Annotated in this window: 16 protein-coding genes; 12 read left to right on the forward strand and 4 right to left on the reverse strand. The window is 64.9% G+C overall.

Annotated elements, in window-relative coordinates; translation table 11 throughout:
* Positions 1-94 precede the first annotated feature (94 nt).
* On the forward strand, positions 95-856 hold the full coding sequence (locus AC0L3S_RS23620; RefSeq protein ID WP_473281598.1) for a GyrI-like domain-containing protein: 762 nt from the start codon (positions 95-97) through the stop codon (positions 854-856).
* Positions 857-861: 5 nt separating this feature from the next.
* The gene (locus AC0L3S_RS23625) at positions 862-1575 is read left to right on the forward strand and encodes an SIMPL domain-containing protein (RefSeq protein ID WP_473281600.1); all 714 of its coding nucleotides are present in this window, start codon (positions 862-864) and stop codon (positions 1573-1575) included.
* A 193-nt stretch (positions 1576-1768) separates the two neighbouring features.
* Here AC0L3S_RS23625 and AC0L3S_RS23630 read toward each other — a convergent pair whose 3' ends face one another.
* Positions 1769-2833 carry an MBL fold metallo-hydrolase gene (locus AC0L3S_RS23630; RefSeq protein ID WP_473281602.1) on the reverse strand — a complete coding sequence of 355 codons (1065 nt, stop codon included), beginning with the start codon at positions 2831-2833 and terminating at the stop codon, positions 1769-1771.
* A 330-nt stretch (positions 2834-3163) separates the two neighbouring features.
* Here AC0L3S_RS23630 and ffh point away from each other — a divergent pair, with 330 nt between their 5' ends.
* The 7 genes from ffh to AC0L3S_RS23665 all read left to right on the forward strand — a co-directional run bounded on the left by ffh (position 3164) and on the right by AC0L3S_RS23665 (position 9125).
* The gene (gene ffh, locus AC0L3S_RS23635) at positions 3164-4711 is read left to right on the forward strand and encodes a signal recognition particle protein (RefSeq protein ID WP_473281604.1); all 1548 of its coding nucleotides are present in this window, start codon (positions 3164-3166) and stop codon (positions 4709-4711) included.
* A gap of 86 nt (positions 4712-4797) precedes the next feature.
* The gene (rpsP, locus tag AC0L3S_RS23640; protein WP_007598827.1) at positions 4798-5130 is read left to right on the forward strand and encodes a 30S ribosomal protein S16; all 333 of its coding nucleotides are present in this window, start codon (positions 4798-4800) and stop codon (positions 5128-5130) included.
* 9 nt (positions 5131-5139) lie between these two features.
* Entirely contained in the window at positions 5140-5718 is a 579-nt protein-coding gene (gene rimM / locus AC0L3S_RS23645) for a ribosome maturation factor RimM (RefSeq protein WP_473281606.1), read from the forward strand.
* 117 nt (positions 5719-5835) lie between these two features.
* Positions 5836-6591 carry a tRNA (guanosine(37)-N1)-methyltransferase TrmD gene (trmD, locus tag AC0L3S_RS23650; RefSeq protein ID WP_473281608.1) on the forward strand — a complete coding sequence of 252 codons (756 nt, stop codon included), beginning with the start codon at positions 5836-5838 and terminating at the stop codon, positions 6589-6591.
* 110 nt (positions 6592-6701) lie between these two features.
* Positions 6702-7088, forward strand: coding sequence for a 50S ribosomal protein L19 (gene rplS, locus AC0L3S_RS23655; RefSeq protein WP_007604265.1), 387 nt, complete (start codon positions 6702-6704; stop codon positions 7086-7088).
* Positions 7089-7413: 325 nt separating this feature from the next.
* Positions 7414-8820 (forward strand): 3-isopropylmalate dehydratase large subunit, encoded by a 1407-nt coding sequence (gene leuC / locus AC0L3S_RS23660; protein ID WP_473264743.1) that lies wholly within the window; start codon positions 7414-7416, stop codon positions 8818-8820.
* A 95-nt stretch (positions 8821-8915) separates the two neighbouring features.
* A complete protein-coding gene (locus AC0L3S_RS23665) occupies positions 8916-9125 on the forward strand; it encodes a hypothetical protein (RefSeq protein ID WP_473281610.1) in 210 nt (69 codons plus the stop codon).
* A gap of 110 nt (positions 9126-9235) precedes the next feature.
* Here AC0L3S_RS23665 and AC0L3S_RS23670 read toward each other — a convergent pair whose 3' ends face one another.
* The 3 genes from AC0L3S_RS23670 to AC0L3S_RS23680 all read right to left on the reverse strand — a co-directional run bounded on the left by AC0L3S_RS23670 (position 9236) and on the right by AC0L3S_RS23680 (position 10532).
* Positions 9236-9796: a hypothetical protein gene (locus tag AC0L3S_RS23670; RefSeq protein ID WP_473281612.1), complete on the reverse strand. Its 561-nt coding sequence runs from the start codon at positions 9794-9796 to the stop codon at positions 9236-9238.
* 155 nt (positions 9797-9951) lie between these two features.
* Positions 9952-10209: a hypothetical protein gene (locus tag AC0L3S_RS23675; RefSeq protein ID WP_456766811.1), complete on the reverse strand. Its 258-nt coding sequence runs from the start codon at positions 10207-10209 to the stop codon at positions 9952-9954.
* Positions 10210-10250: 41 nt separating this feature from the next.
* Entirely contained in the window at positions 10251-10532 is a 282-nt protein-coding gene (locus AC0L3S_RS23680; protein WP_035973483.1) for a hypothetical protein, read from the reverse strand.
* Positions 10533-10686: 154 nt separating this feature from the next.
* On the opposite strand from AC0L3S_RS23680, the gene AC0L3S_RS23685 reads away from it, so the two are divergent.
* The 3 genes from AC0L3S_RS23685 (at position 10687) to AC0L3S_RS23695 (ending at position 12650) form a co-directional block, all read left to right on the forward strand.
* The gene (locus tag AC0L3S_RS23685; protein WP_473281614.1) at positions 10687-11088 is read left to right on the forward strand and encodes a metallopeptidase family protein; all 402 of its coding nucleotides are present in this window, start codon (positions 10687-10689) and stop codon (positions 11086-11088) included.
* An 89-nt stretch (positions 11089-11177) separates the two neighbouring features.
* A complete protein-coding gene (gene leuD / locus AC0L3S_RS23690; RefSeq protein ID WP_018459795.1) occupies positions 11178-11783 on the forward strand; it encodes a 3-isopropylmalate dehydratase small subunit in 606 nt (201 codons plus the stop codon).
* Positions 11784-11864: 81 nt separating this feature from the next.
* Positions 11865-12650 carry a glycosyltransferase family 32 protein gene (locus AC0L3S_RS23695; RefSeq protein ID WP_473281616.1) on the forward strand — a complete coding sequence of 262 codons (786 nt, stop codon included), beginning with the start codon at positions 11865-11867 and terminating at the stop codon, positions 12648-12650.
* Positions 12651-12783 lie beyond the last annotated feature (133 nt).

Below are 12783 nucleotides of genomic sequence, written 5' to 3' on the forward strand. Positions count from 1 at the left end.
AGAACGGCGAAATTCGCGCGATCCGGGACATGCGGCCGGGTTAAGGCCTCGGGGACGCAAGGCCTTGGCGGATAAGCTATTGGGGAGAATAAAAATGTTCAGGTTTCGTCGTCTCGCTTTGGCCGCGCTGATCCCGGCAGCCGCCTTGTCGTTTGGTCTGTCCGCCACGCTGGCCCAAACGCCGAGCCCCTCGCCGGCCCCGTCGGCTTCGCCCGCCCCGGCCGCGAGCGCTGCACCCGTGGCCACGCCCTCGCCGGCGGCCAGCGCCTCGCCAAGCCCTGCAACCTCCCCTGCAACCTCCCTTGCAACCTCGCCCTCGCCCGCCGCCAGCGCCTCACCGAGCCCCGCCGCCCCGCCGCCCGCCGCGGCCGCGACGCCGGCTCCCGTGCAGACGGCCGATCCCTTCGGCCAGGAGACCACGCTCGAGTCCAGGAAGGTCGTGATGGTCAAGGGCACTGCCAATTGGGACTCGGCCTTCGACACGCTGATCGACGCCTTCAAGGCGCTGAACACGCTGCTGGACAAGCAGGGTATCAAGCACGCCGGCAATTCGATGATCGTCTACACCTCGACCGACGACACCGGCTTCACCTTCCTTGCCGAGATCCCGGTCGAGCAGGATCCGAAGAACCTGCCCAAGGACATGAGCATCGGTAAATCGCCGGAGGGCAAGGCGCTGAAATTCGTCCACCGCGGCTCCTACGACAACATGGACAACACCTACGAGGCGATCACCAATCATCTCGACGACAAGAAGCTGGAAGCCAAGGACACCTTCATCGAGGAATACCTCACCGATCCCCTGAAGACGGCCGAGGACAAGCTCGTGATCAATGTTTTCGTGCCGCTGAAGTGAGACCGATGAAAAAGCCTGCCATCCTTTTGACCTCCCTCGTTACGTCTGCCGCCGCACTGCTGGCAGCGCCCGCGCTCGCCGATGATTTTCCGGCAGCGATTTCGGTGAGCGGCGAAGCTACGATCTCCGCCGCGCCTGATCTCGCGCAGATCGACGCCGGCGTCGCCAACGACGCCAAATCGGCCAAGGAAGCGTCCGACGCCAACAACGCCGCGATGGGCAAGGTGCTGCTGGCGCTGAAGGGCGCAGGCATTGACGAGAAGGATTACCAGACCTCGCGGCTGTCGCTGCAGCCGCAATACGGTCAGAACAAATCCACCGGCGCCTCGCCCGTGGTCGGCTTCCGCGCCTCCAACCGCGTCACCGTGAAGATCCGCGACGTGACCAAGGTCGCCGCCATCATCGACACGCTGGTCGGCGCCGGCGCCAACGATATCGGCAACATCTCCTTCGAGGTGACGCAGGCCCCGAAATTGCTCGACGATGCCCGCGAGAAGGCTGTCGCAGACGCTCGCCGCAAAGCGGAGATCTACGCCAGAGCCACCGGCGTCACGCTCGGCGCGCCGCTCAGCGTGTCCGAAGGCGGCGCCCCGATGCCGCTGTTCAAGGGACGCATGGCCGCAGCTCCGATGGCCGCACCGCAGGCCGCGGTCGCGCCGGGCGAGGAAACGCTGGCGGTGACGGTGAATGTGAGCTGGGCGATCAAGACGGGGCCGTAGGCCCTAAGAGGCACACTGCCGGCCACAACAACGGTGTCGTCCCGGCGCAGGCCGAGACCCATAACCACAGGGAGTGGTTGTGACGCGACACAGGTAACTCCGAATCTTCGCCAAACTTCTCCCTGTGGCTATGGGTCCCGGATCTGCGCTCCGCTTGTCCGGGACGACAGCGGAGATAAATCGCACGAGGGAGTCAGATCTCCACCACCTGCCCGGGCTTCATCGCCACAAATCTTTCCTGCGGAACCTTCGCGGCGTCGAGTGCCTCGACCAGCGCCTTCGCCGGCGCATCGATTGCTTCATCGGTCAGCTGGAACGTGCCGTGGTGATGCCCGAGTGCGGCTTGCGCGCCGCAATCCGCGAGCGCCTTCACCGCGTCTTCCGGGTTCATGTGCTGATCGCGCATGAACCAGCGCGGCTCGTAGGCGCCGATCGGGAGGATCGCCAGGCGTAACGGGCCGTGCTTCTCGGCGACGCGGCGGAAATGCCCGCCATCGCCATAGCCGGAATCGCAGACGACGTAGATTTTCCCCGCCGGCGTCTCCAGCACGAAACTCGCCCACAGCGCCTTGTTGCGATCGAACATCCCGCGCGCCGACCAGTGCCGGGTCGGCACCAGCGTCATGGCGATGCCGCCACCGAGTTCGACGCGATCATGCCAGTCGAACGCGTCCACCTTGATCGTCGCATCGGTGCTGCGCATCGTGACGTCATTGCCGAGCGGGGTCACCACACGCGGGGCAAAATTCTTGGCGAGCCGCGACAACGTCGCGATGTCGAGATGGTCGTAATGGCCGTGCGAGACCAGCACGACATCGATCTTCGGCAAATGATCGAACGCAATGCCGGGATCGTTGTGCCGCTTCGGCCCGGCGAAGCTGACGGGCGAGACCCGCGTCGACCAGACGGGATCGACGAGAATGTTGAGGCCGCCGGTCTGGATGAGCCAGCTGGCGTGGCCGACGAAAGAGAGCCGCACCTTATCGCCGTCGACGCGGTCCGGCGGGGTGTCGGCGTGGGGGCTCGGCGCCCAATCCGGCCAGGTCGCGCGCTGCCGCTTGCAGCCGAGTTGCCAGCGCAGGACCTCACGAAGCGATTTCGGCGGCGCGCCGTCCGGATCGAAGAAGGTCAGTCCGTCGAAATGGTCGGAGACCGGGCCGTCGTAGGTTTTCATGCGAGACATCCAAAGGGAGGGCACGCCGACCAATGCGCCAGCCCCGGCGAGCAGTCCGAAAAGGCGGCGGCGGGTGATCGGCACGGGTCTGGCTTCAGGGATGGTCGGAGGGGCAAGACATCACCGCTATATGGGCGGGGTCTGCGGAAAAGGAACCCGCCGCAAGAAAGTTCATCTTTTCAAGGCTTTGCCTTCCAAAGCGGCCCCGGCCACCCTAACTTTCCTTGACTTTCGGGCAGCCGCGGCGTTTAACCCGGCCACTTTCTCGGAAAGGCTTTCTTTTCGACCCGCCGACTGGCCCCAGAGGCCAGAGGCCAACGCCCGACAGCGCTGTGCGCCCTCGGGCGTGAAGGTGTTTGGATTTTCTGCTCCCTTCTCCGCGCTTGCGGGGGAGGTGGAAAAGGGACAACGGCATTGTTCGACAATCTGTCGGAACGGCTTGGCGGCATTCTCGATCGTCTGACGGGGCGCGGTGCGCTGACCGAAAAGGACGTCGACGCCGCCATGCGCGAGGTGCGCCGTGCGCTGCTGGAAGCCGACGTCGCGCTCGAAGTGGTGCGCAGCTTCACCGAGCGGGTCCGCGAGCAGGCGATCGGCGCCACCGTCGTCAAGTCGGTGACACCAGGCCAGATGGTGGTCAAGATCGTCCATGACGAACTGATCAACACGCTCGGCGCCGAAAGCCAGACCATCGACATCAATTCCGTGCCGCCGGTGCCGATCATGATGGTCGGCCTGCAAGGCTCCGGCAAGACCACCACCACCGCAAAGCTCGCCCGTCGCATGGTCCAGCGCGACAAGCGCAAGGTGCTGATGGCCTCGCTCGACATCTACCGTCCCGCGGCGATGGAGCAGCTGGCCGTACTGGGCCGCGACCTCGACATTCCGACGCTGCCGATCGTTGCCGGCCAGCAGCCGGCGCGGATCGCAAAGCGCGCGCTCGAGGCCGGCAAGCTCGGCGGCTACGACGTTGTGCTGCTCGATACCGCCGGCCGCACCACGCTCGACGAAGAGATGATGGCGGAAGCGGCAGCCATCAAAGCCGCTGCCAATCCGCATGAAGTGCTGCTGGTGGCAGACAGCCTCACCGGCCAGGACGCCGTCAATCTCGCCCGCGCCTTCGACGAGCGCGTCGGCCTCACCGGCATCGTGCTGACACGAGTCGACGGCGACGGCCGCGGCGGCGCCGCGCTGTCGATGCGCGCGGTCACCGGCAAGCCGATCAAGCTGCTCGGCACCGGTGAAAAGACCGACGCGCTGGAGGACTTCCACCCCGACCGTATCGCCGGCCGCATCCTCGGCATGGGCGACGTCGTCTCGCTGGTCGAACGCGCTGCCGCCAACATCGATGCCGAAAAGGCCGCGCGCACCGCAGAGCGGATGCGCAAGGGTCAGTTCGACCTCAACGACATGCGCGAGCAGCTGTCGCAGATGGCCAATATGGGCGGCATCAGCGGCCTGATGGGCATGATGCCCGGCATCGCCAAGATGAAGAACCAGATCGCGGCCGCCGGCATCGACGACAAGATCTTGAAGCGCCAGGTCGCGGTGATCGATTCCATGACGCGCGACGAGCGCCGTCATCCAGATCTGCTCAAGGCCAGCCGCAAGAAGCGCATCGCCGCAGGTTCCGGCCAGAGCGTCGAGCAGGTCAACAAGCTGCTCAAGATGCACCGGAACATGGCCGACATGATGAAGGCCATGGGCTCCGGCAAGCGCGGTCCGCTCGCCGGCATCGCGCAGGCCATGGGTTTTGGCGGTGGCATGAAGCCGCCGTCGCCGGAAGAGATGAAGGCGCTGCAGGAGAAGATGCAGGGTGGCGGCGGACAGGGTCTGCCCAGCCTGCCGAAGGATTTGCCTCCCGGGCTGCGCCAGGGTCTGCCGAACGTTCCGGGCCTGACCGGACTGAGCGGCAAGCCGATGCTGCCGGGCCTCGGCGGTTTCCCCGGCAAGAAGAAATGAGGAATTCGTCGCGGGAGATCGCAACGGTCTCGTGCAACGCGGAATACCAATCAACCGAACAAAACGTACTTTGAAGGAGAACTTAGATGTCCGTCGTTATCCGTCTCGCTCGTGCAGGCACCAAGAAGCGTCCCGTCTATCACGTCGTCGTCGCCGATTCGCGTTTTCCCCGCGATGGCCGCTTCATCGAGCGTCTCGGCTATTTCAACCCGCTGCTGCCGAAGGACAACGAGACCCGGCTGAAGCTCGACATGGACAAGGTGAAGGCCTGGCTCGCCAAGGGTGCGCAGCCGTCGGACCGCGTGTCCCGCTTCCTCGACGCCGCCGGCGTCAAGAAGCGCGAAGTGCGCAACAACCCCGAGAAGGCCGTGCCGCGCAAGGAGCGCAAGGCGCAGGCCGAAGCCGCCGCGAAGGGTTAAGGCGAGATCATGCCGGCGCTGGTCTGCGTCGCGCGGATCGGCGCCGCGCATGGCGTGCGCGGCGCGGTCAAACTGTGGACCTTCACGGAAGATCCATTTGCCGTGCGGAGCTATGGCCTGCTCTCGTCCAAGGACGGCAAGCGCCAGTTCGAGGTCGCAACGGCACGCGCGGCCAAGGATCATCTGGTTGCGACGTTCAAGGGCGTCACGACCCGCGATGACGCCGAGCGCCTCAACGGCATCGAGCTCTATGTCGCGCGCGAAAAGCTGCCCGCGACGGACGAGGGCGAATATTACCACACCGATCTGATCGGGCTCGCCGCCGTCACCACGGCCGGCGATGCGCTCGGCCGCGTGCTCGCGATCCACAATTTCGGCGCCGGCGACATCATCGAGATCGCGCCGCCCACAGGCACCACAATGCTGCTGCCGTTCACGGACGCGGTGGTGCCGGAGGTCGACATCGCAGGCGGCCGCGTCGTGATCGCGCTGCCGCAGGAGATCGAGGCAGAGGACACGGAGGAGGATTCCTCCCCGAGTCGTCCCGGCCTAGTGCGCAACTTGCGCACGGGGGGCCGGGACCCATGACCACAGGCCAGAATTTTTGGCTAAGCTGATCGCTCCAGCCGTCGCAAAACGAAGTGCGGTGGTTATGGGTCCCGGATCTGCGCTCCGCTTGTCCGGGACGACAATAACTGAGATCCGATGACCACCTCCTCACCCTGGCGCGCGACGGTGCTGACGCTGTTTCCGGAGATGTTTCCGGGGCCGCTCGGCGTGAGCCTGGCTGGCCGGGCGCTCGCTGGCGGGCTCTGGGAACTGGAGGCGCGGGACATCCGGGCCTCGGCCACCGACCGCCATCGCAGTGTCGATGACACCCCGGCCGGCGGTGGACCGGGCATGGTGCTTCGGGCCGATGTTCTGGCGGCCGCCATCGATGCCGCCGCGATCGGCCCGGACCGGCCGAAACTGCTGATGAGCCCGAGGGGTCGGCCATTGACCCAGGCCCGTGTCCTGGAACTGGCCAAGGGCCCGGGTCCCCTGATCGTCTGCGGGCGGTTCGAGGGGGTGGACCAGCGCGTGATCGACGGGCGAGGCCTGGAGGAGGTCTCGATCGGCGATTACGTGCTCTCCGGCGGTGAAATCGCAGCCCTGGCCCTGATTGACGCCTGCGTCCGGCTGCTACCGGGCGTGATGGGCAAGGAAGCCTCGGGAACCGAGGAAAGCTTTTCGGACGGATTGCTCGAATACCCCCAGTACACCCGCCCGCAGCTGTTCGAGGGGGCACCGATCCCTGATGTCCTGACCTCCGGTGACCATGCCAAGGTCGCCAGCTGGCGGCGGGCGGAATCCGAGGCCCTGACGGCGGCCCGGCGACCGGATTTGTGGGCCCAGATCCCGAGCAAAGTCCCGAATCGGGCCGGACGCCAAAAAACGCCAAAAAACAAGACAGACGGGTGACAAACGCTCCGGCTTGCCTTATAGCAGCGGCCACATCCGCAATGGCTGGATAAACGAATTTCGCGCAGCCCCCGTTTTCCAAGGCTGGGCGCGCCGATGGAGATTTACCCATGAACCTGATCCAACAGCTCGAAAAAGAGCAATTCGACAAGCTCTCCGCCAGCAAGGAGATCCCGGAGTTCGGCCCCGGCGATACCGTGATCGTCAACGTGAAGGTCGTCGAAGGCGACCGCACCCGCGTGCAGGCCTATGAAGGCGTTTGCATCGGCCGTTCCGGCGGTGGTCTCAACGAGAGCTTCACGGTGCGCAAGATTTCGTACGGCGAAGGCGTGGAGCGCGTGTTCCCGGTGATGTCGCCGATGATCGACTCGATCAAGGTGGTGCGCCGCGGCAAGGTGCGTCGCGCCAAGCTCTATTATCTCCGCAACCTTCGCGGCAAGTCGGCCCGCATCGTCGAGAAGAAGCAGGACCGCCCGGCTGCTGCCGTCAACGAGTAAGCTCCGCTTACAGGCGAGTTATCGAGAGCGCGGGGCTAAACCCCGCGCTTTTTTGTTGCGTCAGCCGTGCGCGTCAAAGCCCTCGCGATTCCGGTTCGGCCTGCTATATATTCTTGGAATGTTTCCAGATTTGACCAGCCTCTCGCCCGTCAAGCGCGTCGTGATCGACGATCGCTCGCGGCTGCCCGGCCGGTTCTTCGGACGCTTCGCGACCTCGGCAACGTCAGAGCTTACGCGCGCAGCCTAAAAGCTGCGCTGACGATTTTGTTGCCCCGCGCGCCAGCCGCGCAACCCGCTCGACACAACATTCCTGGAGCTGACGCTCATGTCCAAGCCGACCACATTGTACGACAAGATCTGGAACGACCATCTGGTGCACGAAGCCGAGGACGGCACCTGCCTGCTCTATATCGATCGCCATCTCGTGCACGAGGTCACTTCACCGCAGGCGTTCGAAGGCCTGCGCGCCACCGGGCGCAAGGTCCACGCACCCGAGAAGACGCTGGCCGTCGTCGATCACAACGTGCCGACCACCGACCGCACCAAGCCGAACCCGGACCCTGAAAGTATCGAGCAGATCAAGGCGCTGGCCGACAACGCCAGGGAATTCGGCATCGAATATTATGACGAGTTCGACAAGCGTCAGGGCGTCGTCCACGTCATCGGCCCCGAGCAGGGGTTCACGCTGCCCGGCACCACCATCGTCTGCGGTGACAGCCACACCTCGACGCATGGTGCGTTCGGCGCGCTCGCGCACGGCATCGGCACGTCGGAAGTCGAGCATGTGCTGGCGACGCAGACGCTGATCCAGAAGAAGGCGAAGAACATGCGCGTCACCGTCGACGGCAAATTGCCTGACGGCGTGACGGGCAAGGACATCATCCTCGCGATCATCGGCGAGATCGGCACCGCGGGCGGCACCGGCTACGTGCTCGAATACGCCGGCGACGCGATCCGCGCGCTCAGCATGGAAGGCCGCATGACGGTCTGCAACATGTCGATCGAAGGCGGCGCGCGCGCCGGCCTGGTCGCGCCGGACCAGAAGGCGTTCGACTTTCTGCGCGGCCGTCCGAAGGCACCGAAGGGCGCGGATTGGGACGCGGCGATGCGCTACTGGGAGAAGTTGCGCTCGGACGAGGGCGCGCATTTCGACCACGAGCTGCGGCTCGATGCAGCGAAGCTGCCGCCGATCGTGACCTGGGGCACGAGCCCTGAAGACGTGATCTCGGTCACCGGCAGCGTGCCAGATCCCGACAAGATCGCGGACGAGGCCAAGCGCCTGTCGAAGCACCGCGCGCTGAAATATATGGGCCTGACCGCGGGGACGAAGATCACCGACATCAAGCTCGACCGCATCTTCATCGGCTCCTGCACCAACGGCCGGATCGAGGATCTGCGCGCCGCCGCCAAGATCGCGGAAGGCAAGCAGGTCGCAGGCGGCGTCAACGCCATGGTCGTGCCGGGCTCCGGCCTCGTGAAGGAGCAGGCCGAGGCTGAAGGTCTGGACAAGATCTTCATCAAGGCCGGCTTCGAATGGCGCGAGCCCGGTTGCTCGATGTGCCTCGCGATGAACCCCGACAAGCTGGCTCCCGAAGAGCGCTGCGCCTCGACGTCGAACCGCAACTTCGAGGGCCGCCAGGGCTTCAAGGGCCGCACGCATCTGGTGTCGCCGGCGATGGCGGCGGCCGCGGCGATCGCGGGTCACTTCGTCGACATCAGGGAGTGGCGGTAAGCCGCTCGCTTTAATTTGAGCGATTGCGGCAAACCGCCGTTAATCCGCAGCGCCGACACTGCGTCCTCGCGAGGGTTTCGCGAGGACACGAGCTCATGGCCAGCAAGCCTGAATATGTCGATCTGATCAGCGCGGCGACGCCCCAGCATCGGCGGCGCGCGGCACCGCTGCGCATGGTCGCCAAGCCCGAGGCCGAGGAGACCTCGAAGCTCAGCCGCTGGCCGCCGGCAATGTTCAAGCAGTGGAAGATCGAGAACCTGACGCGATGGACGTCGGCGACGTGGAAACTGAAGGATTGGGTTTAACCGACGTTCTCCGTCATGGCCGGGCTCGTCCCGGCCATCCACGTTCTTAGACTTGCACAGAAAGATCGTGGATGCCCGCGACAAGCCCGGGCATGACGACACAACTCACATTACCAATAGCGGTACGGATGGTGCCAGCGATGCCAGCGGCAGACGCGGCGCGGGCCGTAATAGGTCCAGATGACCCGGCAGCGGCGCGGATGGTGATAATAGGGATAGTAGCCGCCGTAATAGCGCCGGTGGAAATGACGATAGCCGTAGTGCGGGCGATAGACGCCGTAGCGATGGAATCCGCCCCCACCATAGTGGCGAATTCCGCCGTAGCGATAGCCGCCGCCATGAAAGGCCGGCGCGGCGCGGAAGCCACCCGCGTGGAAACCACCGCCGCGGAAGCCACCGATATGTCCTCCGCCACCGTGGAAGCCGCCTCCACCGTGGAAACCACCGCCGCCATGGAAGCCGCCGCCACCATGCCCACCGCCGCCACCGCCGCCGTGGCGAACCTGGATCATGTCGTCACTTGCGGCCTTCGCCGCAGGCAACGCGGTCGGATTGATTGGAGTCATCGCTTCAGCACGACGCGTCGTTCCGGCCGACAGCATCAGCGTCGCGGCGGCCGCAATCCCGAGCAAGCGCATCGGGCTTGCCCTGAGACCCAATATTCTCAGCATGGACTTCTCCCTGAATCTGGACAGCGGAGTTGCGACGCTCGCTCCCGGCTCGCGTCATCCCTGTTCATTGGCAATCGCTCCCAAGATTAAATTAGGGACAGCGACGTGAATGCCTCATGAATGAACGACGTGCACTGCGCCGCGCCGCGACGTCGTCACCACGGCCCGAAGCCGAGCACGAACGGTGCCGGCACGCCGTAGGGATAAGGACGGTAGTAGACCGGCCGCGCGTAGTAATGCGGATCAGGACGCGGGGCGTATCGCACGACATCGGACCGCACATGTCGGCGCCCGTCGAACACCGCGCGCCCGGCCGACGCATCGGGCAGCTTCGTCACCCTGTGCGCAGCGGACGCGTGAGACAGGCCTGCGGCAAGCCCGACGCCAACCGCCAATGCGAACCATCTCGTCATGACGACCTCCACCTCAGGCGCGCGACGGCATCGCGCTCGTATCAGCCCCGGCGCCAGTAACAGCTCATATGCGGCACGATCACCGTGCCGCTGGGGCGATATTCCTGCACATAGGTGGCGTTGCACTCGCGGACCGCATCGGGACCGGGATTGTAACGGGGATAGACGCCATCCGGACTGTAATAGGGCGTGACGCGCAGGCGCGCCGGGGGCCGCTTGCGCGGCGGCGGGAGATCGTCTCGCGAGGCCGCCTGGGCCAGCCTGATCCCGGGAGCCGCGGTCTGGGCCTCCGCCCCAACGCAAAACTGCGAAAACAACCCCATGCACAGTAGCGTCAGCGCTGTTTTCGCTCGCATTTTTCCGCCCATTTAAACGTCCACTTCGAGGCCTACGCTCCCCGTTTTGACGGCGCCCGTCAACCTCGCCGCGCTTATAAAGCCGGATGCATCGCCGCGAAACCCACGCTATGAGAGGCCCATGTGGACGGAATTGAAAGCGCCTTCGCTGGCCGAAATGGAAGCGATGGCGCACGAAGTGTTCGAACGCCTGCCGGCGGAGTTTCGTAGGCTGTGCGAGGGCGTGATCATCCGCGTCGACGACTTCCCGACCGAGGAAGTCCTGGACGAAATGGCATGCGAGAGCGAGTTCGACCTGCTCGGCCTGTTCCAGGGCGTCGGCCTGCCGCAGCAGAGTTTTGGCGACGTGGCGCGGCTGCCCAACATGGTCTGGCTCTACCGCCGGCCGATCCTGGATTATTGGGCCGAGCACGACGAAAGCCTCGGCCATATCGTCCGCCACGTCCTGATCCACGAGGTCGGCCATCATTTCGGCCTGTCGGACGACGACATGGCCACGATCGAGGCTCAAGAGCCCGGTTAGGCAGACGAGATCTGCCGAATTCGGCCTAGGATTTCCGCCCCGATCGCGATAAATACCGGTTCCCTAGACCATCCCGGGAAAGCGCAACCATGGACAAGTTCACCACGCTGGAAGGCGTCGCGGCGCCGCTGAAGATCATCAATGTCGACACCGACATGATCATTCCGAAGCAGTACCTCAAGACCATCAAGCGCACCGGCCTTGGCAAGGGGCTCTTCTCCGAGCAGCGCTACAAGGACGACGGCAGCGAGAATCCGGATTTCGTCCTCAACCAGCCCGCCTATCGCAATGCGAAGGTGCTGGTCGCCGGCGACAATTTCGGCTGCGGCTCGAGCCGCGAGCATGCGCCCTGGGCGCTGCTCGACTTCGGCATCCGCTGCGTGATCTCGACCTCGTTCGGCGATATCTTCTACAACAACTGCTTCAAGAACGGCATTCTGCCGATCCGCGTTGCCCAGGAAGACCTCGACAAGCTGTTCGACGACGCCGAGCGCGGCGCCAACGCGACGCTGACGATCGACCTGCCGAACCAGGAGATCCGCGGCCCCGACGGCGGCAAGGTCAAGTTCGAGATCGACCCGTTCCGCAAGCACTGCCTGATCAACGGCCTCGACGACATCGGCCTGACGATGGAGAAGAAGGCCTCGATCGACACCTATGAGGACAAGCTCAAGCGCGAACGCGCCTGGGCCTGAAATTGATCTGAGTTTCGAGCCCCGGTGCTGACAGCGCCGGGGCTTTTTCTTTGCCAGTGTTGTCCTCTATAGCTTGCGCCCATGTTGCCTGACATCGTCACCTTTTGGCATGGCCCGATGGACGCCCTGCGCCAGACCTGTCTGCGCTCGCAGCTGGCTGCCGGCCACAAGGTCACGGTCTACAGTTTTGACACCATTCCCGGCCTGCCCGCGGGCATCGGCAACGCGGATGCCGAGGCGATCCTGCCGCATGCGTTCTCGGAACGATTGCGGCCGCCGCAGCCGGACGGCAGCTGGCGCGACTGGACCACGCTTCAGTTCAGCGACTTCTTCCGCATGAAGCTGATGGCGAAGGGCCTCGGCCTCTGGCTCGACGCAGACGTGCTGCTGCTCAGGCCGGTCGAGATCGATCCGGCAAAGCCCTATTTCGCGTGGGAGCGGCCACGCCAGCTCGGCAACTCCGTGATTTACCTTCCGCCCCAGCACGGCATCGTTGCCGCCTTCGAAGAGCTGATGGAGCAGGAGGAGCTGACGCCGAACTGGCTGTCGCTGCGCCATCGCGTCACGTTTGCGATGCGCCGCCTGCGCGGCGGCTCGAACCGCCTCTCCGACATCCGCGTCGCGATCTTCGGGCCGGCGGCACTCACCGCGCTCGCGCGTCGCACCGGCGAGCTGCAAAACGCACTGCCGAAGCAATCGTTCTACGCCGTGCATGCCGAGCCAAAACTGTTCTTCGATCCCTCGAGCTATCTTGGCCTCGTCACCGACCGCGAGATCATCGGCCTGCACATCTCGCCCAAGGGAAGGGGTAGTGAGAAACCGATCCCGGGCAGCCTGTATGCGTGGGCGGCGGAGCGGTTCGGCTAGCTGCCGCGCAAGAGGTGCGCTCCCTCTCCCGCTTGCGGGAGAGGGCTGGGGAGAGGGTGTCTCCACAACGGGATAATCCCCTAGAGGAGAGAACCCTCACCCGGCGCGCGGGACGATGCTTCGCATCGCCCGG

It is taken from the genome of Bradyrhizobium sp. Ken01 (assembly GCF_055807355.1).